Below are 24,747 nucleotides of genomic sequence, written 5' to 3'. Positions count from 1 at the left end.
AAAAAGGAAAAAAACCATGACTTGGCAAACCTTACAAACCTACCTTGGCTTAGGTGATTCAAATATGCATTGGGTAGTACGCGTTTTCATTGCCGTACTAATCACCCTATTTCTAAACTTTATAGTGACTAAGCTCCTTGGGCGTATTGAACATCAAATGGAGAAAACCAAAACCCCTTGGGATAACGTGTTAATCAATGCAGCACAAAAACCCATTGGTATGTTTATTTGGTTAGCTGGTTTATCGATTGCAGCCGAAATTTCGGGGACTGAAATCGATGAAAAGTTTTCCACTTTAATCTCCACCATACGCGTCGTAGGCGTTATCGCGATTATCACTTGGTTCGTTTTACGCATTATCAAAGAAGCCGAAAATACGCTTACCACGTCTTCAAAGGTAAAAAACAAAGTCGATTACACAACAGCCAGTGCCATCAGTAAACTACTGAGAGCCTCTGTTATCATTACTGCCTTATTAGTTATTTTACAGTCTCTTGGCTATAGCATTTCTGGGGTACTGGCCTTCGGTGGCGTCGGAGGTATTGCCGTTGGTTTTGCCGCCAAAGACTTATTAGCCAATTTCTTTGGCGGTTTAGTAGTCTACCTTGATCGACCTTTTGCCGTCGGCGATTGGATCCGTTCACCAGACAAAAATATCGAAGGAACAGTGGAAAACATCGGTTGGCGCCAAACCCGCATTCGAACCTTTGATAAACGCCCTCTCTACGTTCCCAATGCGACTTTTTCAACCATCTCTGTGGAAAACCCATCACGAATGTCTCACCGCCGCATTAATGAGACGATTGGGGTTCGCTATGATGATTTCAGCAAACTTCCTCAAATCATTGCTAGCATTAAAGAAATGGTAAGCCAGCACCAAGATTTGGATACCAATGAAACCTTCATGGTCAACTTTACCCAGTTTGGCCCATCATCATTAGATTTTTTTATCTATACCTTTACCAAAACCGTTGATTGGAAAACCTACCACGACGTTAAACAAGATGTGTTATTCAAAACCATGGAGATCATTGAAGAGTATGGTGCCGAAGTAGCCTTCCCAACCACAACCATGCATATGGCCTCTGATAGCCAGATGACATTCGTTAAGCCAACTAAAGAGGACAAAGGCGCACCTCAAGATAAATATCAATCAGAAGAAAGCGCAAAAGATTCACCACGCCAATAATGCTGATGAAGCGATCACCCTTCAGCTTAAAAAACAATGCCAAGCAAATCGCTTGGCATTGTTGTTTTTGACATGTTGTTAACGAGGCTATGGCCTTATAGACACAAAGATAAGTTGATTAAATAAGCAACTCTGCTAAATCGTCTATTACCACATCCGCTCCAAGCGAAACAAGATCGATACCTTGATGATAACCGTACGTAACCAGAGCGCAACGAAAACCTGCGTTACTTGCAGCTCGATAATCAGTAATAGAATCGCCAATCATTAAGCAGTTTTCAGGTTTCGCTTCAATGGCATCAGAACAATGTAGCAAAGGCATGGCGGATGGTTTATGTTCTTCTAAGGTATCTCCCCCTAGAAACCAAGCAAAATGTTCCGTGATCTCAAAACGATCTAATATTGGCTTAATAAAGCCGCTCGGTTTATTGGTGATCAGAGCAACAGGCACATTTTGATGTTTAAAAGCTTTCAGTAACGCTTTTACATTTGGGTAAAGTTGCGTGTTATCGGCCACATGAACATGATAATGTTGCAAAAACGCTTTATAAGCCTCTTCGTAATAATCACGATCAAGTTGTGCCCAATCTAACGCTTGCTCAATCAATTTTTTGGAGCCAAAACCCACCCAACCACGAACTCGTTCTTCACCTGCAGCATCAGCACCTAATAGGGCTAAAGCAGCATCCACCGCCCCTGCGATATCAGGCACACTGTCAACCAAGGTGCCATCAAGATCAAGGCAGACTAATTCCGGCCAGCCATCAAACCAAGCTTTAAAATGCTTCGGTGTTTTCATTAGCGTACTCTCGCCAATTCAGCACGCATATTACCAATCACGGCTTGATAGTCGTCTTTACCAAAAATGGCAGACCCTGCCACAAATGTATCCGCTCCAGCTTGAGCCACTTCGGCAATGTTTTTCTCACTAATCCCCCCGTCCACTTCTAAACGGATGTTATAGCCACTGGCATCGATCAACGCCCGCGCCTCACGGATTTTATCTAATGTTGAAGGGATAAAAGATTGGCCACCAAAACCTGGGTTGACTGACATCAAAAGAACCATATCGATTTTATCCATCACATGCTTCAAGTCATTCAACGGCGTGGCAGGATTAAACACTAATCCCGCTTTGCAGCCACCATCTTTAATCATCTGCAAGGAGCGATCAATGTGTTCACTTGCTTGAGGATGAAAGGTAATACTAGAGGCCCCAGCCTTAATGAACTCCTCAATCATACGATCAACAGGTTTGACCATAAGATGAACATCAATATCGGCCGTCACTCCGTGATGACGTAGTGCTTTACAGACCATTGGCCCTATCGTTAAATTAGGGACGTAATGATTATCCATCACGTCAAAGTGAATCATGTCAGCCCCTGCCTCTAGTACCTTATCCACTTCTTCGCCTAAACGAGCAAAGTCTGCGGAAAGAATAGATGGGGCAATGATAAAATCATTCATATCTGGCTCCAGCAATGACAGAATAGAAAACAGTAGGACTTAAGCACGATGTAACAATTCTCTATCCATCGAGCATAAGGACACATGGTAAAAGGTCATTCATTCTAACAAGGCAAGTGACATAAGTATTGAAACAATGAAGAAAAATATTTACCCATTGCAAATTCTTTTATCGACTATAATGATCTCATTATCATCTAACCTATTGGCCGCTGAAGACTCCCAGACTAATAAAGCAGCTACACCAGCGTCCCCCCAAAAAGGGGCACCGCCAACACAAAATAGTACCAATAATACGACGACAGATACTAAAAGGGTCATACCAACCCCTCAAGTAAATCGCATTAAAGCATTAGAAAACCGTTTAAAACAAAACCAACAGTCTCATCAAATCAATATTCTGAATGCCGATAACACACCGTTTTTAACTCTCTATCGAGAATCTCAAACTCGCGACACAGAAGGCTGTGTGATTCTACTGCCTTCCGATAACGAACACCCTGATTGGCCAACCGTGATCGCCCCTCTTAGAAACGCGCTCCCCCAGTACAGTTGGTGCACTATTTCAATGGAGATTCCTGATATCACCCCTCGCGCCAACGCTATTACAACCTTTCCAGAGCCATCATTTCCGACTACAAGCTCTAGCACATCAAACACTGCAACCGACAACAATTCCAGTGAAAATACAAAAAACAGTACTGAGTTGCCTAATCAAAAAGTGGTGTTTGACCGCTTACAAGCCGTTATAACAGAAGCCAAACAAAAAGGTGCCAAACAAATTGTACTTGTTGGCTACGGTACAGGCGCCGCTTATGCCATGACTTATCTTGCGACGAACCCACAAGCAGCAAATGCCCTAGCAATTATTAACGTAGACACAGCGAAGCCGATCACCGATTACCAATTAGCCCAGCAAATACGGCAAATCAATGTACCTATATTAGACTACTACTATGGACAATCCATGGCTCTAAAACGTTTCGCACTTTGGAGAAAGCAGTCAGCCAATAAAAGATCAGACAACAGCCTCAACTATGTGCAAATGGATGCATTCGCCGAAACCCAAAGATCCATGGATGGAAGACTGATACTCATTCAATATGTTCGCGGCTTTCTAAAGCAAAACACCCAACAAAAAGAACAATTAAAGCCCCTACCAGATTATGATAAAGGGCTTTTTTATAAAGATCCTAGTGATGATGAAACGGAATAATAACCTACTTACGTGACTTTCTAATCAGTTCATAAGCGGCTTGGATTTCTTGCGTTCGCTCTTTAGCGTGTTCAATCATTTCATCCGGTAGTCCTTTGGCACTAAGTTTGTCCGGATGATTTTGGCTCATTAACTTGCGATAGGCTTTTTTGATTTCCGCGTCGCTCATCTCCGCTTTAACGCCCAATACGTCATAAGCGGCTTTTAGCAAATCTTTAGAATCCTGTGCATTAGCAGAGGATTGGTAGCCCTGACGAAAGTGTGTTTGCTGTTTTACTTGGATATGTAAGGCTTCGAATTCGGCAACCGACACCCCTAAATAAGCGCACACCTGAGAAACAAGAGATTTTTCCTCAACGCTAAAATGCCCATCAGAGTAGGCAGAGATTAAGAGAATCTCAATCAAGGTACGGGTCAGATCTCCAGGCCCAACCACATCTCGGAACTGAGTAAGCACAGCAGTCAAATCAAAACTCGCTGACTTTCCCTCATTAAAAAACTGACGAGCTTGCTCTTGGGCGGCAGGCGAAAGACGCAATCTTTGCATCACCGCTTGAGCCAATTGAATCTCTTCTTCTGTCACTCGACCGTCAGATTTCGCCAATCTTCCCATTAATAAGAAGAGTGTGCGAAAAAAAACTTCTTGTTGTTGGCGGATATTAGAACGAGTGCCGGCCCCCATAAACGCACCACCTCGTTGCCCTCTATCCAGCATGGCGCCTACAATCAAGCCAATTAAGCCGCCCAAAAAACCCATTAAGAGAGTGCCGAGAATTGCACCGACCAATTTCCACATAAAGATATTTCTCCAGAATCGGTAGCCCCTAGAGGCCTGCTTAGATTATCATTTGCCAACAACATGGACCCGTATAAGGGAAGAGTCCAATTTGGGACAATCACTATTTACCAACAAGTATACCCTGCATGGTTAAGTATTTACGTATTTACGCTTTATTTTTTCAAACTCTTTTCGTCATTCCGTTGGCACACGCTAGCCAAGTGACAAAAGAAAATCAATGGGATTGGGTGCCTAGAGAATCTCTTCCCAAGGCCCAACAAGAGCAAATAAGCCGATATTGTCAAGGCAGTTATGTTGACCGTTGGAAACCTACAACCAGTCTTGATACCAACCTCAATGCAAAAACGATTTATCGTGATAAGGCAGGTGTTGTCCATTTAATTGGAAATGCTGAGGTCATTAAGCCGACATCAACCTTGCAGGCGGATAAGATCGAGGGGGTGCCAGGCAAATACTATAAAACCAATGGTAACATCATCTTACGTCAAAAAGGTCAGGTTATTCGTGGGACAAGCGGCTACATATCTAATGACAGTGACTCGCCAACGGAGTTTGTGGACGCAAAATTCACTAGTATTGCGACAGGGCAACGAGGGGCAGCAAAATCCTTATTGCGTAGTAAAAATGGTATTATCTTTATTTACCAAGGTTACTACACTACCTGTGAACCCACAGAAGATAGCTGGAAACTTTACGGCAGTTCTATAGAACTTAATCCCAAAGCCGGATTTGGTACCGCAGAAAACGTGCAACTACGAGTACATGATATACCAGTATTCTATTTCCCTTGGCTACGCTTCCCCTTAACAAGCGCTCGTCAAACAGGTTTTTTATTCCCGACCTTTGGTTTCTCGGCAAGTAAAGGCCTATCGTTATCAACACCATTTTATTGGAATTTAGCCCCCAATTATGACGCGACAATCACCCCTAATATTGTCACCAATGAAGGCACAGGGCTTGACCTTGAAATTCGTCATTTAAGCAAATACGGTTTAACCACCTACGAGCAATCAACCTTCGATGAACATAAGTCTTTCGATGACTCAAAACAAGCAGAAGGGGCACAGACTCTACTCAGGTTTAAAACCGATCAACAGTTTACCAAAAATCTATCTACCGGACTCTTGTACGAAGATAACCCGACAGAAAACAAGTACCCTGATGTTAACTCAACGTCCATCAAACAAAAGGACAATTATGAGCGAAGTGCTTACCTAGGTTTTAACAGTGGCAACTTTAGCAGTAAAGCCACAATCCGTACTTACCAAACACCGGATCCGACCCTAGATAAACCATTTGACTGGAAGCCTCGCATAGATTCCTCATACCGCTACGCGACCACTTATCTAAATTACAATGTAAATGGCCAGTACACGGATTTTTACGATCCAGATGAGAACAATTTTGATGGTAAACGAAGCGTATTAAACCAAGATATCTCGTTAAATTTAAGCAACGCTTGGGGAACCTTCTCACCAGGGATCTTATTAAATTACCGCGACTATCAAATACATAATTACAAATCCCCTGATTATGATACCAGCTTAAGTCATGCATCGGTTTACTTTGACTCTAGTGTGGTATTTGAGCGTCCGTTATTAATCGACGACACCACCTGGCGACAAACTTTAGAGCCGCGTTTAAGCTATTTAAACTCACCCTATAAAGATCAAAGCTTGATTCCAGACTTTGATGCCAGTGTACCAACTCTTAATTATTCTCAAGCCTTTAGCCATCAACGGTTCAATGGTAATGACCGAGTTGGGGACACAGAGCAAGTGACCTTGGGCATTGAAAGCCGTCTTTATGATGGCCAAAATCGCCAACGGTGGGCATTTAAACTGGGTCAAATTCAATACTTGAAAGATCGTTACATCAACAAAACAGGGGTAACTAGCCAAAACACGCCTGTTGATGATGAGAACCAAAGCCCCTTACTCGGTTCCGTTACCTATACCGGCAGTAACCGTTTTAGTCTGACAGGAAACGTAAATTATGATGTCAACAAGCACAAATCCAACCTCGCTCAAGTTATCATTAAGACGAGGCCTGCCGATTATGTACGATTAGACATGAGCTATCTCTACACAGTCGGCAATGACGACCCAACCAATGATGCAAAACAGGCGAATGTGAGCACCATTTTCCCTGTTAGTCAGGATTGGTCGGTGTATTTACAACGTACCTATGACTTTTTTAAACACAAAAAAACCAAAGATGTTGCCGGAGTTGGTTATGAAAATTGCTGTGTAAAAGTATCATTGAGTTACCAAGAATGGTTGAATGACAACAGTGATATGGAACGCGGCGTGTTCCTACTCTTTAATTTACGCAGTTTGAGTACCGTTGGGCAGAACAGTGGAGAGCCTAGTGTCGCCCAAGACTATTGGAATAATGGAAAAGTTGGATATTAAATGATGAAGTTGTTTTCTCTAATATTAAGCGCATTTCTCTTTATCGCGCCTTTTCAATCGCTCTACGCAGCGACTAACAAAGATGGCCTAACCAAAATAGATGGTGTTGCTGCCATTGTTGATTCAAGCGCCATTTTAGACAGTGATATTCGGGCACGCTTTGATGTGGTTAAAAACCGTGTCCCTGGCGGTCAAATGACCGCTAATATTCGTCACCAAATTCTCAATCAATTGATCGACGAAACACTAATGGCGAATTATGCCACCAATGTGGGCATGCAAGTTTCCAGTTCTGAAGTGGATCAAGCCATCCAAGGCGTTGCCAAGCGTATGAACTTGGACCTAAACGGTCTCAAAAATGCATTAAAGCAGCAAGGTATTGACTACAGCCGCTACCGTGCCCAAATCAAAAAAGAAATTTTGATCAATGACATTAAACGAGAAATCATTCGCAAACGTATCTCAATCACAGACCAAGAAGTCAATGATTACTTGTCGGCTAACGCCAATCAGGCCAAAGGCAAAGATGAAGTTCACCTCTACCACATCTTAATTCGTGCGGCTAATCCAGACGAAGCTAAAGCAAAAATCGAAGCCATTGCGAAAAAAATTCACTCCAAAAAGGATTTTATTAATCAGGCCATTGCCAGCTCTGATGGCCAATTTGCCATTGAAGGTGGGGATATAGGATGGCGTCCTCTTAATGAATTGCCTCCCCTATTCGTTAAAGCCATTGCAGGCAAAAAAGATGGCACCCTAGTTGGCCCTCTGCAAAGCCCTGCGGGCTTCCATTTACTGTGGATAGACAGCAAACGCTCTGCATCACAAACGATTCAACAGCAGACAGAAGTCAGTCACATATTGCTTCGTTCCAATGCCATTCGCGATGAGGCACAAACAAAAGCGTTAGCAGAAAGTCTCTACAAACAACTTAAAAACGGCGCTGACTTTGCTACACTGGCGAAAAAATACAGTGAAGATGAAGGCTCTACTTTACAAGGCGGTAGCCTAGGCTGGGTCTCTCCTGGCACCATGATTCCAAAATTCCAACAGGAAATGGATGAGACGCCAATTGGTCACATCAGCCGCCCATTTAAAACAAAATTTGGCTGGCATATATTGAAAGTCGAAGCCCGTCGTAAAGAAGATATTAGTCAAAAGGTTCTACGTGCTAAAGCTCGTCAGGCCCTCATCGCCCAAAAACAAGATGCGGTTCTCAACAACTGGCTTGGCGAACTCAAAGCTGATGCCTTTATTGATATCAAAGAGGGAAATTAGCCCCATGGTTCAAGGCATGACCAATCAGAGCCCTATTATTGCCATCACCTCTGGTGAGCCATCAGGTATTGGGCCTGATATCATCCTAAGTGCGTTAAGCGAACAAACGTTTAACGCACGCCTTGTTGTCTTGGGCGACCTCGGACTGTTACAAGCAAGAGCCAATCAATTGGGACTGGCTCCAAAATTCCATATGACGCCCCAAATAGATATCGTGCCAACACACCAAGCTGGCCATATTTATCTGCTTCCTGTTCCCTTAGTGGCCCCAGCAAAGGCAGGAGAACTCAATGTTGCCAATGCACCGTACGTGTTGGAAACCTTGCAACAAGCTGGGGAAGGCTGTTTAAATCAAACCTTTGATGCGGTTGTCACCCCTCCTGTACACAAGGGTATTTTATGTGAAACTGGAGTGCATTTTTCAGGGCACACCGAGTTTTTCCAATCCCTGTGTCAATCGCCCCATGTAGTGATGATGCTTGCAACAGAGGCAATGAAAGTTGCTTTGGTCACCACCCATCTACCACTACAACAAGTGTCTTCCGCTATTACCAAAGACAGTCTATCTCGTGTGATTCATGCGCTACATGCAGACTTGCAACGCAAATTTGCGATCAACAATCCTAAAATTTTAGTGTGCGGACTGAACCCCCATGCAGGCGAAGATGGGCATCTTGGTATGGAAGAAATCGATACCATCATCCCCACCCTGAATACGCTGCGAGCACAAGGTTTAGATTTAGTCGGTCCCTTGCCAGCGGATACATTATTTACGCCAAAATATCTGGAGCATGCTGACTGTGTACTGGCCATGTATCACGATCAGGGATTACCTGTGCTAAAATACTCAGGGTTTGGTAACGCTGTGAATATTACATTAGGCCTACCCATCATAAGAACATCTGTAGACCATGGTACCGCCCTCGATTTAGCGGGCACAGGCAAAGCCAATAATGGCAGTCTTAAGGTAGCCATTCAACATGCCATCAATATGGCCAATAACGCGAAACAATTTCCTAATGAGCAAAACACAACCCCATAAAGCCCGCAAACGCTTCGGCCAAAATTTTCTTCACGACCATGGTGTCATTCGTCGTATCGTCGCTTGCATTGGCCCTAAAAAAGGCCAACGCCTAGTAGAGATTGGACCAGGTAAAGGCGCTTTAACAGAAGGCATCATCAGCATCACTGAGCGTATGGATGTCGTGGAGTTAGACCGCGACCTTATTCCAATTCTCAAAGTGAATTTATTCCGCTACCCCGAGCTAACGGTTCACGAAGCGGATGCAATGACATTTGACTTTTCATCTCTGGCGCAAGAACAAGCTATTCGTGTCGTTGGTAACTTGCCATATAACATTTCGACCCCATTGATTTTTCACTTATTAAGTCAAGCCAGCAGCATTGAAGATATGCACTTTATGCTGCAAAAAGAAGTCGTTGATCGGCTTGCAGCACGTCCAGGCGATAGCTTATATGGTCGCTTAAGCGTGATGGCACAGTATTATTGTCAAGTTGAGTCCTTGTTTATTGTGGGTCCAGAATCATTTGACCCAGCTCCGAAAGTAGATTCAGCAATTGTCCGTATGACTCCCTATAAAACACTGCCTTACCCAGTTAACAATGTTAAAGCCTTGGAAAACACGGTTCGTATTGGCTTCCACCAACGTCGTAAAACGTTGAGAAACAATTACAAAGGGGTTCTGAGTAATGACGACTTCAATGCACTAAACATAGACCCAAGCCTTCGCCCTGAGCGATTAGACGTTGAAGATTATGTGCGCATTGCTAACTTCATACACAACAAGGAGGCATGATTGATATGATAAAATACGATATCGCTGTCAATGTTCAAGCCGAATACCTCCCTCACCAATCCACACCGAGCGAGTCACGCTATGTATTCGCATACCACATCACGATTACCAACTGCGGTACGCAAGCAGCAAAGCTTCTATCAAGACATTGGATCATTACCAACGGTAATGAAAAAATACAAGAAGTGAAAGGTAGTGGAGTCGTTGGGGAATACCCACACCTTGAATCAGGTGAATCCTTTCAATACTCTAGTGGAACGGTAATGGACACAGTGGTTGGCAGCATGCATGGCAGCTATCAATTTGTTGCCGATGATGGCACCGAGTTCGAAGCCCCTATTCGAGCTTTTCGCCTTTCTGTTCCGAACCAAGTTCACTGAGGTAACATATGGCGACCTACGCAATTGGTGATCTACAGGGCTGTTTTACACCACTGATGGTACTGCTCGAAACCTTTCATTATAATCCTCAAAAAGATCAACTTTGGTTTGCAGGTGATTTGATCAATCGTGGACCAGAATCCCTAGAAACCCTTCGATTTATCAAGTCTCTAGGGAACAATGCCACTGTTGTTTTGGGCAATCACGACTTACATTTGCTTGCGGTCTCGCGCGGACATAGCGCACTAAAACGCAATGACACACTGTTTGATATATTAGCAGCGAGCGATCGAGACGAACTCATGGAATGGCTTCGCCAGCAGCCGCTTTGCCACTACGATGAAAGCCTTAATACCATTATGACTCATGCGGGCATACCACCTTGCTGGACGCTGGAGCAAACCCTATCCCTCGCTCATGAAGTGGAAACTCAACTGAAAAGCGATAAAGTTGATGATTTTCTCGCGGTTATGTATGGTAATACACCACAAAGGTGGGATAACAATTTAGCGGGGATGGATAGGCTTCGAGCCATCACCAATTATCTGACCCGTATGCGTTTTTGTGCTGTAGATAGTACTTTAGAACTAAAAGCGAAAGAAGGTCTTGATACGGCACCGGAGGGCTATGCCCCTTGGTTCTCTTATCCATCCCAACTGCCTAAAGATTGCCACATTGTTTTTGGTCATTGGGCAGCACTTGAGGGCATTACCCACTCCAATACCATCCATGCCTTGGATACGGGTTGTGTTTGGGGAGGCAGCCTAACGGCCTTACGACTTGATGATCAACAGCTTTTTAGTACGCCATGTACCATTAAACGGAAAGAACTATGACTTATACTTGTATCGATGTGTCTGATGCCCTTCCTATTATCGAAAACGATGCGACGGTTGTGGATATTCGCGACCAAGCAAGTTACCAACAAAGCCATATCAATAATGCTATCTTGCTAAACAACGACAATGTCCAAGAATTTATCGAACAAGCAGACAAAAGCAAGCCTGTTGTCGTCTGCTGTTACCACGGCAACAGCAGTAAAGGGGCCGCCGAATATTTAGCGGCTCAAGGCTTTCAAGCAGTCTACTCCCTAAATGGTGGTTTCAGCCAATGGAGCGCCATGTTCCCAGAACAATGCGAGCTTGGAGTCTAGAGCCTTTTCAACGACAAGTGGCCTTTTGCTAGTAGCCAGTAGAGCGAATAAAAGCATGACGACATATCAGGTGTATTTAGTCGGTGGAGCCGTTAGAGATCAGCTACTAGGTCTTACAGTAAAGGATCACGACTGGGTGGTGACTGGCGCGACTCCAGATCAATTATCAGCACAAGGCTATCAACAAGTAGGCAAGCAATTTCCAGTTTTTTTGCACCCAAACACCAAAGAAGAATACGCGCTTGCTCGAAAAGAAAAAAAACAAGGCCAAGGTTATACTGGTTTTATTTGCGACTTTTCTCCCGATATTCGCCTAGAAGAAGATTTGGCTCGCCGAGATCTCACCATCAATGCCATGGCACAAACACCTGACGGCCAGCTAATCGATCCGTTTCATGGTAAGGAAGATCTGGAGCAACGCCTATTACGTCATGTCTCTGACGCCTTTGTTGAAGACCCGCTTCGCGTGCTCCGTGTCGCCCGCTTTGCTTCTCGATTTCATCATTTTGGCTTTCATATCGCCCCAGAGACTCTCGACTTAATGCGTCAAATCAGTCATTCAGGGGAACTTAGCACCCTAAGCCCTGAACGTGTCTGGAAAGAGCTAGAAAAATCCTTAACAACGCCTTACAGCTTTGTCTTTTTTGATGTACTGCAACAAGTGGACGCCTTAGACCTCTTGTTTCCAAAACTGGTTTGGGAGAGTCAGGAATCGACCAAAGTCCAATTACAGTCTTCAGCACTGGTACCACATCAACGTTGGGCGATAATTTGCCAATATACTCCGCTTGACGCACTGGTGACTCTACACCAAAACATTAAATGCCCAAATAAGTACAAGCAAATAGCGGAACAGTCGTGCCATTTTCTGCAATCTCATCACATTCCTATGTCGGCCGAACACTGGGAAACATGGTTACTCTCCGTCAGTGCCATAAAAAAACACCAGCCTTACAAGCTTTTGGTAGAAGTATTGAGTTTATTAACGAATAGCAAACAAGAAGACTGGCTTAGCCTGCGTGATAGCATTGCAGCCATCAACGCAGCCAGTTTAATGAAGCAAGGTTTTTCAGGAGACGAGCTTGGCAAGGCGATGAAAGAGGCTCGAATCACGGCCTTGGAAAAATTGCTTCACCCGTTCATGACCTAGGCATCTACTCTTTTATTGACTAAGCCTCCTAAGAGTAAGACGATCAACCTTGCTCAAAACCATGACGACCGAACATTTGAGGGACCTTATCATGTCCCTCAAATGTTTAAGCTGTTCGATATAACTTAACCCCAACAGACCTTGCGGCAGAAACGGCCCCAGGCTTGCGTACCGTCAAGGTTAATGCGCTTACGGAAAATATCTGAATAACCTCTTCACTTAGGCGCTCTGCTAACGTCTCGATTAATTCAAATTGTCGTTCCGTACAAAACGTCGTAATAAAATTTGAAATCGCTTCATAATCGAGCGTTTTAGATAAATCGTCTGTTTGTGCTGGCACACGATTGTCATGTTCCATTTCAAGATCCAACAGTAACTCCTGCTGAATGCTTTTTTCCCACTCATAAACCCCGATCACAGCCAGAACCTTCAGCTCTTCAATAAACACTATGTCTTTCATGCAGCACCTTTAATAGACGGTAATTCAGAAAGCGGCCAACGCGCACGAATGGACAGGCTAAGCCCTGAGGATTGACCACTAAGCAAGCGCTGAGCCCCCGCATAAGCAATCATCGCACCGTTATCAGTACACAACTCCGGCCGCGCATAAAACACACTGGCCTGTATTTTTTTCAACTGAGACTCAAGCTGCTCACGCAAACGGGTATTAGCACTGACGCCACCGGCGATAATAAGCCGCTTTAACCCTTCACTTTCTAGAGCCCGACGACATTTGATCACCAAGGTATCCACCACCGCCATTTCGAAGGCCAAAGCGACATCGGCTTTGAATGGCTCATCACAACGTTCCTCATCCAATGCGTTGTGGATAGCGGTTAAAAATGCGGTTTTTAAGCCACTGAAACTAAAATCCAATCCAGGGCGATCCGTCATAGGACGCGGGAATTTCAGATCAGGACGTATCTGACCGTTTTTGGCTAAAGCCGCAATTTGAGGTCCTCCAGGATAAGGTAAACCAATCATTTTGGCGGCTTTATCGAAAGCTTCACCGGCAGCATCATCTAAAGACTGACCTAGCAAGCGATACTCACCTATCGCATCCACTCGAACAAGCTGAGTATGACCGCCAGAAACCAACAAAGCGATAAAAGGCATGTCAGGCTTGGCATCTTCTAACATTGGAGCCAATAAGTGCCCTTCCATATGGTGCACACCTAGCGCAGGAATATTTAACGAATAAGCCAATGATCGACCAATCGTTGCCCCTGCCATCAGGGCGCCAACCAAACCAGGACCACTAGTGTAAGCAACAGCGTCCAATTCATGCTTAGTCAATCCCGCTTCCTGTAACACCTCATCGATCAAAGGCAAGGTTTTACGCACATGATCACGTGACGCCAACTCAGGTACCACACCACCATATTCCGCATGTTTAGCTATCTGTGAATATATTTGATGTGCCAAAAGGCCGTTTTCGGTATCGTAAATGGCGATTCCCGTCTCATCACATGACGTCTCTAATCCCAATACTTTCATCACTGTTGTCTCATCACTAAATTTGCTCGCATTGTACCCCATCTACACAGGTTAAGGCAGAGCTGATACAAATCTGATTGGACAAAGCACGCCAAACGTTTTAGAATACGCGCGTTTTAAACGTTTAGATAAAAGGCAGGTGATTTTTTCTCGTTTGATCCATTCTCGTAGCGGTAAGTTTTAATGTGATGATTTACATCACTTCGCAAGCTACCATCAGAGTGAGATACAAACACCCTTATGAAAGAAAATGAGTAAAGACAGACGCCAATACCGTCTGTTTCAGGGTTGGAGAAATCGATCTCTATAGGGCAAATATGCCATGAAATAGATGATCTCACTCTGTTCAACAAAAGCGTGCTTTGAAAGCCCTGTTAATACAGGTATGATTCACGCCGTTTTTGTAAAATTTAAACTTAAAACACATTTAAAAAGGTAAAAATATGCCAGCAGTAAAAGTAAAAGATAACGAACCATTTGACATCGCTCTACGTCGCTTCAAACGCTCTTGTGAAAAAGCAGGTGTGTTGGCTGAAGTTCGTCGTCGTGAATGCTACGAAAAACCAACAACACTTCGTAAACGTGCTGCAGCAGCGGCAGTTAAGCGTCACGCGAAAAAAGTTTCTCGTGAGCAGAAAAAATTCCAACGTTTGTACTAAGCCAATCTGCCGTTTGGCAATTTGCTAAAAAACAAATGTTTGCCTAGACGCATCGTGCTTTTAGGCTTATAAAAAAACGGCTAGTTAACAAACTAGCCGTTTTTTTTGCTTACAAAGGAACCCTTGCAGGCCAATTGCGCGCAAAGGTTCCTATTAATTAAAAGAGGACCCCATGTCAGACTTAAAAAAGCACATCTCCGACGCCCTAAAAACGGCCATGCGAGCAAAAGAAAAACAGCGAGTCACCGTCATTCGCACGATCTTATCTGAATTCAAAAAGATTGAAGTAGACGAACGCATCGAATTAGATGATGCTCGCGTATTAGCTGTACTAGACAAAATGAACAAGCAGCGCAAAGACTCCAACCAACAATTTCTCGATGGTGGTCGTGAGGACTTAGCACAGGTAGAACAAGAAGAGATGGCCATTATCAGCGAGTTTCTTCCTGCGGCACTAACCGATGCTGAGATTACTGAGATTGTCAAAGCCGCTATTGCTGAAACAGGTGCCAATTCCATGCAGCAAATGGGCGCTGTGATGGCAATTGTCAAACCTCAAGTACAAGGTCGTGCTGACATGGCACAGATCAGCAAGCAAGTTAAAGCACAACTGGGTTAATGGTATGGCGGGACGTATTCCAGATCAGTTTATTGACGAGCTCTTAGCTCGAACTGACATAACCGATGTGGTTGCGTCCCGCATTAGCTTAAAAAAAACAGGGCAAAATTACAGTGCCCTATGCCCATTTCACAATGAAAAAACCCCTTCTTTCAGCCTAAACCCGAACAAACAATTTTATTATTGTTTTGGTTGCGGCGCGGGAGGAAATGCCATCTCCTTTGTCATGGAGCATGACCATCTAGACTTTATTGATGCTATTGAAGTCCTCGCCAAAGATGCTGGCCTAGAAGTACCCAGAGAAAAAGGGGCGCCAGATCGCTATGAGCAAAACGCAGAGTTACTAAAGCGACTGTCCGAAAGCGCCCACTTCTTCCAAGAACAATTGATCAAACACCCCGACAAAAAAAGAGCGACAGACTATCTCTCTAAAGATCGTGGTTTATCTGGACAAATAGCCAAGGTATTTGGCTTGGGATTTGCCCCTCAAGGCTGGGATAATCTGCTCAGAAAAATCGGTACACGCGCCGAACAACAAGAGCAACTCTTACTCGGTGGCATGTTGATAGAAAAGAAAGATCAACCGGGACATTACTACGACCGTTTTCGCGATCGCATCATGTTTCCAATTCGAGATAGCCGTGGTCGAGTCATCGCCTTTGGCGGTCGGGCTTTTGGCGATGAAAAACCCAAATACCTGAACTCCCCTGAGACCCCTGTTTTTCAAAAAAGCCAAGAGCTCTATGGCTTGTTCGAAGCCAAGCAAAACACTCCGATCCTTGAGCAAATTATTGTCGTCGAAGGCTACATGGACGTGATCGTCTTAGCCCAACACGGCATAACAAACGCCGTCGCCACCCTAGGCACCTCCGTCAATAGTCAACATATCCGCAAGTTATTTAAGCTTGTCAGCAAAGTAACGCTCTGTTTTGACGGTGACAAAGCCGGCCGAGCTGCCGCTATTCGCGGCTTAGAAGCCGCACTGCCTGTTATGCAGGATGAAAAACAAATACGATTTTTATTCTTACCAGAAGGAGAGGACCCAGATTCATTGGTGAGAAAAGAAGGCAAAGAATCATTTAACCATCGCTTAGAAGACGCCCACTCTCTGTCTCATGTCCTTTTTGATCATGCCAGAAATCAGGTTACGCTTGGAGACGAAGAAGGCGAGGCCCAATTTGCCCGCAACGCCATGGAAATGATTCAACAACTCCCGAAAGACCTCACCTTCCGTTCTGTAATGATCCGCCAGTTGAGTGATCAATCCGGTATTGATAGCAATACCTTAAATAATACAGTCTTCAAAACACGACGCCATTTCTCCCCTGAGTCCGAGACTCCAGACACCTCTTCTACAACAACAGCGCCCTATAGCAACCATGATGATGCACCCGATTTAAATTATTATGACAACACCTTAGGCCATAATAACTATGACGATTACCCGCCAGACGCCCACTCTTACGATGCAGATCCCGCTTATACACCGACAAGGGAGTCAGCAGGTAAAAAGCCGTATGGCAATAAAAAGTCGTTCAAAAAAGGCAAATTTAACCAAGATGAGTCCGCCACATTACCGCCGCCAACACCAACTCTAAGCCGCGTAAAACAAGCGACATTGTGTATTTTGCTACAACCTAATATTGCCAGCGCTATTGAAATCCCTGATCCATTACAAAATAAAGCCGATGGGGATCTACAGTTGTTTTGCAAAATATGGAGATATTTCGCAAAACACCCTAAAAACAATGTTGGCCATTTGCTTGGCTCAACGACAGAAAACACCACAATTCAAGGTATTTATGCTCTTTTGAACCATCAAGATGCAGCTATAAAATTGAAACTTCATAATCCTAGCCAAGAAGTAACAGAAACTATTCAAGCCTTAGAAAAGAATCTTGGAAGCGAGCACTTGAAAAAACAACAAAGAGAATCCATAGATACGGATGAAGATAAAGAATTTTGGCGGAACAAAATAGATCAAATACGACGAAAAAAGTCGTAACAGCTGCCTGATTTTCGCTCAAAAAAGAGAGAACATCTGGATAAAATTGAACTCTTTTGTTATAATCCGCTGCTTGCAAAACTCCAAACGAATTTCTAACGATAGGTTGTCGAATGCCAGACACTCAACAGTCACGTCTCAAAGAGCTGATCGCTAAAGGTAGAGAACAAGGTTACCTAACTTTTGCCGAAGTCAACGACCATCTCCCTGATGACCTTTCTGATCCGGAGCAGGTAGAAGAAATCATTGCCATGATCAATGACATGGGCATCGTGGTTTCTGAATTTGCCCCTGACAAAGACAGTCTTCTTATGGAAGAAGGCGACTCAACCGATGAAGCCGCTGCTGAAGAAGCCGCTGCCGCTCTTGCAGCAGTTGAAGGCGACATCACCCGAACCACTGATCCGGTTCGTATGTACATGCGTGAAATGGGAACCGTTGAACTTTTGACTCGAGCTGGCGAAATTGCCATAGCGAAGCGTATCGAGGAAGGTACGCGAGAAGTCATGGCGGCCATTTCCTACTTCCCAGGCGCAGTCGATGTCCTTCTTGACGCCTACACCAAGGTAAAGGAAGAAGAAGGTCGTCTAAGCGATATATTTAGTGGGTTCATCGATGGTGATGGTGAAGAGCCTGTCTTTGACGACGTCCCAGATGAGATTCCCGCCGAAGACGATACTATCGATGCGGAAACGGATGACGATGATGACGATACCGATACCTCTTCGGAAGAAGAAACGGATAGCGGCCCTGATCCAGAAGAAACAGCACTTCGTTTCAATGACATCACTCGTATCTATAATGAGCTTAAAGAGTTACTGAAAACACGTGATCGCCAAGATCCCGACGTTCAAAGTAAACAAGAAGAGCTCAGCGTTAGCTTTGCGCCAATAAAACTGGTTCCTAAAATCTTTGATGATTTGATTGACCGTGTTCGTTCGCGTATGGACAAAGTGCGTGAGCAAGAACGTTTGATTATGCAAGTATGTGTTCGCAAAGCAGGCATGCCACGTACCGAGTTTTTGAAACGCTTCCCTAGCAATGAAACCAATCCTGATTGGTTAAAAGAGCAGATTTCTTCAGGCGCCAACTATGCACCTGGTCTTGAAGAAAATGAAGCCGAGTTTATGCGCAGCCAGCGTAAACTAAGAGCCGTAGCGAAAGAAACAGGGCTTAGCATCGCTGAGTTAAAAGAAATCAACCGTCGTATTTCCATTGGTGAAACGCGTGCTCGTCGTGCGAAAAAAGAGATGGTTGAAGCCAACTTGCGACTGGTTATTTCTATTGCGAAGAAATACACAAATCGTGGTCTACAATTTTTGGATCTTATCCAAGAAGGTAACATTGGTTTGATGAAAGCCGTTGATAAATTCGAATACCGCCGTGGTTATAAGTTCTCGACTTATGCCACTTGGTGGATTCGTCAGGCTATTACTCGCTCCATTGCGGATCAGGCTCGTACGATTCGTATCCCTGTGCACATGATTGAAACCATTAACAAACTGAACCGTATCTCTCGTCAGATGCTTCAGGAAATGGGTCGTGAAGCAACACCGGAAGAATTGGCTGCTCGCATGGATATGCCTGAGGATAAGATTCGCAAAGTGCTGAAGATCGCTAAAGAGCCGATTTCAATGGAAACACCGATTGGTGATGACGAAGATTCTCATCTTGGTGACTTTATTGAAGATGATGGTGCCGAGTCTCCTATCGATACTGCCACGATTGAAGGTCTGCGTGAATCCACCACTATGGTTCTGGCTGGACTGACTGCACGTGAAGCCAAAGTTCTTCGCATGCGTTTCGGCATTGATATGAATACCGATCACACCCTTGAAGAAGTGGGCAAACAGTTTGATGTAACTCGTGAGCGTATTCGCCAAATCGAAGCCAAAGCATTACGCAAGCTTCGTCACCCAAGCCGATCAGAACATCTAAGAAGCTTCTTAGACGACTGATATATCCTTCTTTTGTTAAGTGTTTTTAAAAGCCGTTGTTATACAACGGCTTTTTTATCTCTCCCTACCCACTTCTCACATCGCATAAATTTTATTAGGCAGGTAGATCTCTGCAAAAAAACGCAGCATTATCAACAAAACTGTCATACACTCAAAATATAATCGAACAAAAGACAGTGAGATTCAGTTTGATAAAAAACCTTCGTGAGCAAAAACACGACCATTTTCCGAACGCTTTTCGCAATGACGTACGTTCATTATTTTCACCAGATGTTAGCCTCTCTAACATCTCCTATTTTTTTTACTTAAAAAGCCTCTTTCAACAACTCGGTCAGCAATCTTTTTTCAAATCAACCCACATCTCAATCAAGACGTTTTTTACGTCCCAAAGGAGTAATGCTGCATGGAAAAAATTTACGTTCTAGACACCAATGTCTTACTACACGACCCACTAGCCATCTACGCTTTTGCTGAACACAAAGTGGTTATTCCCATGACTGTGCTAGAAGAGCTAGATGTGATAAAAGATCGTCGCGACAAAGACGTTAGCCGCGAAGCACGCTTAGCCATTAATACCATTGATAAAATTGTCGGCGATGCCACACCTAAAAAGTTGCAAAGCGGTGTGCAAATTCGCACCAGCATTCATGATGACAATGAAACAGATGACACCACAGACAACGCTCAAAAATCCTATGTAGAAGGCTCTCTGGCCATTTATCCAGATCAACAAATAACCAGCTTAGACAATGTTCCGTTTTTAAACGGCAACCACGACCACGCAAACGACAATCGGATTATAAATGTCGCTCTGAGCCTTCAAGCCACCAACCCACGTGCTGATGTGTGCTTGGTAACCAAAGACATCAATATGCGAATCAAAGCCAAAGGCTCAGGTTTGGAGCGTGTAGAGGACTATCGTAAAGACAAGGTCCTAGACGATGTCGACCTAATGAGTAAAGGCTACATTGAAGTGGAGAACAGCATCTGGTCGAAAATTGGCAGTGTCAAAACCGAAGCGCACGGTCGCCACACTGTACACGTCATCAAAAAATCCGATTTACCAACCCTGTATTTCAATATGTTTATTATTGATCAAGAGGATTTTGTCGGCTTCGTTGTCAATATAGACAAAGAATACATCTACCTTCTCGACATCAATAAACAAAACCTAATGAATCAAAGCTTCTGGGGGATTAGCCCAAGAAACTTAGAGCAAGCCATGGCGTTTTATCTGTTGCGCCATGATAATTCTGATTTAATGATCATGACAGGACCAGCAGGATCAGGAAAAACCCTACTCGCATTGGCCTATGGCTTACAAGTCACCATGGAAGAAAAGCGTTTTAATAAGATCATTGTGGCTCGATCCACTCCTCCAATGGCAGAAGACATAGGCTTTCTACCAGGAACGGAAGAGGAGAAAATGGCACCTTGGCTTGCCGCCTTTGATGATAACCTAGAAATCCTTCATGGAGCGGATGAGCACGCCTTTAGCAGCATTGACTATGTCAAACAAAAGGCCAACATCCAATTTAAATCCTTAAACTTTATGCGGGGTCGCTCGTTTAATAACGCCCTAATCATTATTGATGAGGCGCAGGGGCTGACTCAGTTTCAACTTAAATCCATTGTCACACGGGTCGGTAGCAATTCTAAAATCATTGTGCTGGGCAACTTGGCCCAAATCGACAATAAATACATCACCCCCCTCACTTCAGGTCTAACCTACTTAGTCGAGAAAACCAAGTCATTCAAATACGCCAGCATTATGCATGTCAATGGCATAGAACGAAGCCGCTTAGCGGAATTCGCGGAAGAAAACCTGTAATAAAAAAGGGAGGACGCATCAGTCCTCCCTTTTCATCCTCTGTTATCCTGTCCTGAAATACGTTGACATAAATAAAAACAAAACTTACTGGCTGACGACAGATTGTGCTAACGCTGTAATCTCATCCCATTTACCCGCTCTAACCAAGTCAGTAGGCACAATCCAAGAGCCACCAACACAGAGCACATTCGGCAAAGCCAGGTATTCTCGGAAATTATTGGCACTGATTCCGCCTGTTGGGCAAAACTTAATATGCGGCAAAGGTCCACCAAACGCTTTCAATGCTTTTACCCCTCCATTCACTTCGGCTGGGAAGAATTTGAAGCGGTCATAGCCATACTCAATACCTAACAGAATGTCTGAAATGGTCGCAACAGCCGGTAAATAAGGAATATCATATTCTTTGCCAACCTTTAATAAATCGGGCGTCAATCCAGGACTGATAATGAATTGAGAGCCTGCCTCAACGGCCTGAACATATTGCTCGCGAGAACAAACTGTACCCGCGCCAACTATCGCCTCAGGTACTTCTTTGCGAAGGGCTGTTATGGCTGCCAATGCAGCAGATGTTCGCATTGTCACTTCCAATACGGGTACACCACCCGCAACCAGCGCTTTACCTAAAGCAACCGCTTGCGCCACATCATCCACGACAATAACAGGCACAACTGGGGTCGCCGTCATTACTTGTTCTGCTGTATAAGAAACCGTCATGTTATTTTCCTTTTATTAAGACCCTAAAGGCTAGTAGTCGTGCCAGTTACGGCCATCTTTGATTGGTAACGCCATAGACGCCGCAGGGCCCCATGATCCCGCCGCATATTCTTTAGGGCGCTCACTGGTTTGGTTCCATGCTGCCATAATACCGTCAACCCATTTCCATGCGGCTTCAACTTCGTCATAGCGCATAAACAAGGTCGCATCATTGCGCATCACATCCAGCAACAAGCGCTCATAGGCTTCGGGACTACGCTTATTATGAAAAGCTTCTGTCAAACTGAGGTTAAGATCAACAGGTTGGAGATTCATCCCTTCGCTTGCGCCAGGTACTTTATTCATTACCGTTAGCGAAATTTTCTCTTCTGGCTGCAAACGAATGACAAGCTGATTACGTTGTAATTGACGATTACTTTCATCACTAAAAATACTGTGGGGCACAGACTTATACTGAATAACAATTTCAGAATAACGCTGCCCTAGACGTTTGCCCGTTCTCAGATAAAACGGCACCCCCGCCCAACGCCAGTTATCAATATCTGCACGCAATGCAACAAAGGTTTCCGTACGCGATTCTGGGTTACTTCCCTCTTCATCGAAATAACCAGGTACCTCCTTACCCTTTATCATACCTTTAGCATATTGACCACGTACTGTTTTAGTATAGGCATTGGCACCAACAATCGGGCGAAGCGCTTTCAATACTTTGATTTTTTCATCTCGCACCGAATCCGCATCCATACGTCCAGGGGGCTCCATTGCCACCAAACACAGTAACTGGACAATGTGGTTTTGTACCATATCACGCATGGCACCCGCTTTATCGTAGTAACCCCAGCGTCCTTCCACGCCAACGGTTTCTGATACGGTAATTTGCACATTATCAATATGGGCACTGTCCCAAAGGGGCTCAAATAAGGTGTTACCAAAGCGAATCGCCAATAAGTTCTGAACGGTTTCTTTACCAAGGTAATGATCAATTCGGAAAACTTGCGACTCGACAAAGTTTTGCATCACTTCGTCATTGATCGCACGGGATGACTCCAAATCACGACCCAGTGGTTTCTCCAATACAACACGCATGCGTTCTTTATTTAAATCATGGGTAGCAAGGGAAGAACAGATAGAGCCAAACAAATCAGGCGAGGTGGCAAGATAGAACACCACATCACGGTTATCACCACCCACTTCATGGTCGTTAAAACGGGAGAAGTCAGATTCTTGTTGAGCATCAACGGACACATAACTCAAACGCTCTTTAAAGCGCGGCCATGTTTTCTCATCTCCAACGCTTGAAGGAACAAACTCATCCAGAGCACCGCGTACTTTTTCTTGATAATCTTGAGCACTCATATCACGTCGAGAAGCGCCGATAATTCGAGTGGTCGGAGCGAGCAAGCCATCCATTTCTAAATGGTAAAGGGCTGGCAATAATTTACGCATAGCAAGATCACCGCCACCACCGAAAATAACGACATCACAGGCTTTTAAACTGGCCTTCATAGATTCTTTCTCCAACTGTTTTAGGCTTTCGATAAAAGATGAGAGGCATAACAAGCACACCCCATCAGCCCTGGGTATTCAGACATCACAACGAAAGTGGGAATAGGTGAAACAAAATCTTTCATGCGACCCTTCTCTTGCATCGCATTTCGAAAACCACTTTCCTGAATTTCATTTAGATAACGAGGAACAATCCCTCCAGCAATATAAACACCACCTCGAGATTCCACCGACAAGACTAAATCGCCGATCACTCGTCCCAGAAAAACAAAGAACTGTTCAAGAGCGGCTTTCGCGATGGGGTCCGTTCCTGACTTTAAAGCATCACCGATTTCAGGCGCGGTCAGACGAAGCTCAATCCCTTCCCGAAATGCCATCGCCTCATAGATGTTCTCAAGTCCCATACCGGAAAGAACCCGCTCTGCAGACACTCGCTTATGTCTTGTTCTTAAAAAGCGTAAAATATCATCTTCTAATTCATTACAGGTTGCTAGATCAACATGTCCCCCTTCGCCGGGCAACACAATATTTGGCCCATGGTTTTGAGGCACGACACAAGCCACTCCAAGCCCTGTTCCCGCACCGATAACCCAGGCCGCCCCTTTGGGATCAACTTCAGCATTATCGCCAATGACCACCATGTCTTTAGGTGTTAAGATTTCTAGACATTGTCCGACGGCATCAAAGTCATTTAACAAGGCAACCGCTTTATTTTCGCCAAAATATGACTCAACTTCTTGGCGAGTAAATTGCCAAGGATTGTTAGAAAAACGGATAACAGGTTGATTAACAGGGCCAGCAATGGCCAACACGACCGCACTTATATTTTCTATGTCGACGCTGCAACTATCAATATAAGCAGCAACCGCATCAAAAAAGTTCTCATAGTCCTTACAAGACAGCACACTGACTTCTTGAGGGTCGAATTCATGTATACGAACCAATGCAAAGCGAGCATTCGTTCCGCCTAAATCAGCAATCAAAGCATGAGACATAATGGGACTCTATTTAATTTTTTCTGAAAGTTTACAACAAAACACCCTCAAAAAATACTCACCTCAAAAATTTTCAGCATATAAATGTAATAAAATT

General features: G+C 44.3%; 23 protein-coding genes. 15 read left to right on the top strand and 8 right to left on the bottom strand.

Annotation, left to right across the window (positions count from 1 at the left end; translation table 11 throughout):
* The first annotated feature begins 16 nt into the window (after window positions 1–16).
* Window positions 17–1,189, top strand: a complete 1,173-nt coding sequence (locus MSP8886_RS05095) for a mechanosensitive ion channel family protein (protein WP_083200831.1) — start codon at window positions 17–19, stop codon at window positions 1,187–1,189.
* A gap of 118 nt (window positions 1,190–1,307) precedes the next feature.
* Here MSP8886_RS05095 and MSP8886_RS05090 read toward each other — a convergent pair whose 3' ends face one another.
* On the bottom strand, window positions 1,308–1,988 hold the full coding sequence (locus MSP8886_RS05090; RefSeq protein WP_067013410.1) for a phosphoglycolate phosphatase: 681 nt from the start codon (window positions 1,986–1,988) through the stop codon (window positions 1,308–1,310).
* Window positions 1,988–2,659, bottom strand: coding sequence for a ribulose-phosphate 3-epimerase (rpe, locus tag MSP8886_RS05085; RefSeq protein ID WP_067013407.1), 672 nt, complete (start codon window positions 2,657–2,659; stop codon window positions 1,988–1,990). The genes MSP8886_RS05090 and rpe overlap by 1 nt, the downstream gene beginning before the upstream one ends.
* 136 nt (window positions 2,660–2,795) lie before the next feature.
* On the opposite strand from rpe, the gene MSP8886_RS05080 reads away from it, so the two are divergent.
* Window positions 2,796–3,875 (top strand): DUF3530 family protein, encoded by a 1,080-nt coding sequence (locus tag MSP8886_RS05080; protein WP_067013405.1) that lies wholly within the window; start codon window positions 2,796–2,798, stop codon window positions 3,873–3,875.
* Between the two features lie 4 nt (window positions 3,876–3,879).
* Here MSP8886_RS05080 and djlA read toward each other — a convergent pair whose 3' ends face one another.
* Window positions 3,880–4,671 carry a co-chaperone DjlA gene (djlA, locus tag MSP8886_RS05075; RefSeq protein WP_067013403.1) on the bottom strand — a complete coding sequence of 264 codons (792 nt, stop codon included), beginning with the start codon at window positions 4,669–4,671 and terminating at the stop codon, window positions 3,880–3,882.
* A gap of 128 nt (window positions 4,672–4,799) precedes the next feature.
* Here djlA and MSP8886_RS05070 point away from each other — a divergent pair, with 128 nt between their 5' ends.
* From MSP8886_RS05070 to MSP8886_RS05035, 8 genes are read left to right on the top strand one after another with little or no spacing between them, the layout of a single operon-like run.
* Complete coding sequence (locus MSP8886_RS05070) at window positions 4,800–7,088, top strand: LPS-assembly protein LptD (protein ID WP_067013401.1); 2,289 nt, start codon at window positions 4,800–4,802, stop codon at window positions 7,086–7,088.
* Entirely contained in the window at window positions 7,089–8,366 is a 1,278-nt protein-coding gene (locus MSP8886_RS05065) for a peptidylprolyl isomerase (RefSeq protein WP_245659033.1), read from the top strand.
* A gap of 4 nt (window positions 8,367–8,370) precedes the next feature.
* Window positions 8,371–9,408 carry a 4-hydroxythreonine-4-phosphate dehydrogenase PdxA gene (gene pdxA, locus MSP8886_RS05060; protein ID WP_245659032.1) on the top strand — a complete coding sequence of 346 codons (1,038 nt, stop codon included), beginning with the start codon at window positions 8,371–8,373 and terminating at the stop codon, window positions 9,406–9,408.
* Complete coding sequence (gene rsmA / locus MSP8886_RS05055; protein WP_067013399.1) at window positions 9,386–10,183, top strand: 16S rRNA (adenine(1518)-N(6)/adenine(1519)-N(6))-dimethyltransferase RsmA; 798 nt, start codon at window positions 9,386–9,388, stop codon at window positions 10,181–10,183. The genes pdxA and rsmA overlap by 23 nt, the downstream gene beginning before the upstream one ends.
* Window positions 10,184–10,188: 5 nt before the next feature.
* Window positions 10,189–10,563, top strand: coding sequence for a Co2+/Mg2+ efflux facilitator ApaG/CorD (gene apaG / locus MSP8886_RS05050; RefSeq protein ID WP_083200861.1), 375 nt, complete (start codon window positions 10,189–10,191; stop codon window positions 10,561–10,563).
* 8 nt (window positions 10,564–10,571) lie between these two features.
* Window positions 10,572–11,399, top strand: coding sequence for a symmetrical bis(5'-nucleosyl)-tetraphosphatase (locus tag MSP8886_RS05045; protein ID WP_067013395.1), 828 nt, complete (start codon window positions 10,572–10,574; stop codon window positions 11,397–11,399).
* Window positions 11,396–11,716, top strand: coding sequence for a thiosulfate sulfurtransferase GlpE (glpE, locus tag MSP8886_RS05040; RefSeq protein ID WP_067013393.1), 321 nt, complete (start codon window positions 11,396–11,398; stop codon window positions 11,714–11,716). The genes MSP8886_RS05045 and glpE overlap by 4 nt, the downstream gene beginning before the upstream one ends.
* 55 nt (window positions 11,717–11,771) lie before the next feature.
* Entirely contained in the window at window positions 11,772–12,866 is a 1,095-nt protein-coding gene (locus tag MSP8886_RS05035; RefSeq protein ID WP_067013391.1) for a tRNA nucleotidyltransferase/poly(A) polymerase-related protein, read from the top strand.
* A gap of 106 nt (window positions 12,867–12,972) precedes the next feature.
* Here MSP8886_RS05035 and folB read toward each other — a convergent pair whose 3' ends face one another.
* Window positions 12,973–13,326 (bottom strand): dihydroneopterin aldolase, encoded by a 354-nt coding sequence (gene folB / locus MSP8886_RS05030; protein ID WP_067013389.1) that lies wholly within the window; start codon window positions 13,324–13,326, stop codon window positions 12,973–12,975.
* Window positions 13,323–14,363 carry a tRNA (adenosine(37)-N6)-threonylcarbamoyltransferase complex transferase subunit TsaD gene (gene tsaD, locus MSP8886_RS05025; RefSeq protein ID WP_067013387.1) on the bottom strand — a complete coding sequence of 347 codons (1,041 nt, stop codon included), beginning with the start codon at window positions 14,361–14,363 and terminating at the stop codon, window positions 13,323–13,325. Before tsaD ends, folB begins: the two co-directional genes overlap by 4 nt.
* 443 nt (window positions 14,364–14,806) lie before the next feature.
* Between tsaD and rpsU the strand changes: the two genes are divergently transcribed.
* The 5 genes from rpsU to MSP8886_RS05000 all read left to right on the top strand — a co-directional run bounded on the left by rpsU (window position 14,807) and on the right by MSP8886_RS05000 (window position 21,435).
* Entirely contained in the window at window positions 14,807–15,022 is a 216-nt protein-coding gene (rpsU, locus tag MSP8886_RS05020; protein ID WP_009835737.1) for a 30S ribosomal protein S21, read from the top strand.
* Between the two features lie 172 nt (window positions 15,023–15,194).
* The gene (locus tag MSP8886_RS05015) at window positions 15,195–15,641 is read left to right on the top strand and encodes a GatB/YqeY domain-containing protein (protein WP_067013385.1); all 447 of its coding nucleotides are present in this window, start codon (window positions 15,195–15,197) and stop codon (window positions 15,639–15,641) included.
* 4 nt (window positions 15,642–15,645) lie between these two features.
* Window positions 15,646–17,646: a DNA primase gene (dnaG, locus tag MSP8886_RS05010; protein WP_067013383.1), complete on the top strand. Its 2,001-nt coding sequence runs from the start codon at window positions 15,646–15,648 to the stop codon at window positions 17,644–17,646.
* Between the two features lie 113 nt (window positions 17,647–17,759).
* Window positions 17,760–19,604: an RNA polymerase sigma factor RpoD gene (rpoD, locus tag MSP8886_RS05005; RefSeq protein ID WP_067013381.1), complete on the top strand. Its 1,845-nt coding sequence runs from the start codon at window positions 17,760–17,762 to the stop codon at window positions 19,602–19,604.
* Between the two features lie 403 nt (window positions 19,605–20,007).
* Window positions 20,008–21,435, top strand: a complete 1,428-nt coding sequence (locus MSP8886_RS05000) for a PhoH family protein (RefSeq protein ID WP_067013379.1) — start codon at window positions 20,008–20,010, stop codon at window positions 21,433–21,435.
* Between the two features lie 84 nt (window positions 21,436–21,519).
* On the opposite strand, the gene MSP8886_RS04995 is transcribed toward MSP8886_RS05000, so the two are convergent.
* From MSP8886_RS04995 to glk, 3 genes are read right to left on the bottom strand one after another with little or no spacing between them, the layout of a single operon-like run.
* Window positions 21,520–22,149, bottom strand: a complete 630-nt coding sequence (locus tag MSP8886_RS04995; protein ID WP_067013377.1) for a bifunctional 4-hydroxy-2-oxoglutarate aldolase/2-dehydro-3-deoxy-phosphogluconate aldolase — start codon at window positions 22,147–22,149, stop codon at window positions 21,520–21,522.
* A gap of 30 nt (window positions 22,150–22,179) precedes the next feature.
* Window positions 22,180–23,655 (bottom strand): glucose-6-phosphate dehydrogenase, encoded by a 1,476-nt coding sequence (gene zwf / locus MSP8886_RS04990; RefSeq protein WP_067013375.1) that lies wholly within the window; start codon window positions 23,653–23,655, stop codon window positions 22,180–22,182.
* 20 nt (window positions 23,656–23,675) lie between these two features.
* Window positions 23,676–24,650 (bottom strand): glucokinase, encoded by a 975-nt coding sequence (gene glk, locus MSP8886_RS04985; RefSeq protein WP_067013373.1) that lies wholly within the window; start codon window positions 24,648–24,650, stop codon window positions 23,676–23,678.
* Window positions 24,651–24,747: the final 97 nt, after the last annotated feature.

The organism is Marinomonas spartinae, from assembly GCF_900089775.1.
Lineage (GTDB): Bacteria > Pseudomonadota > Gammaproteobacteria > Pseudomonadales > Marinomonadaceae > Marinomonas > Marinomonas spartinae.
This window is presented reverse-complemented; position numbering and strand designations above follow the sequence as displayed.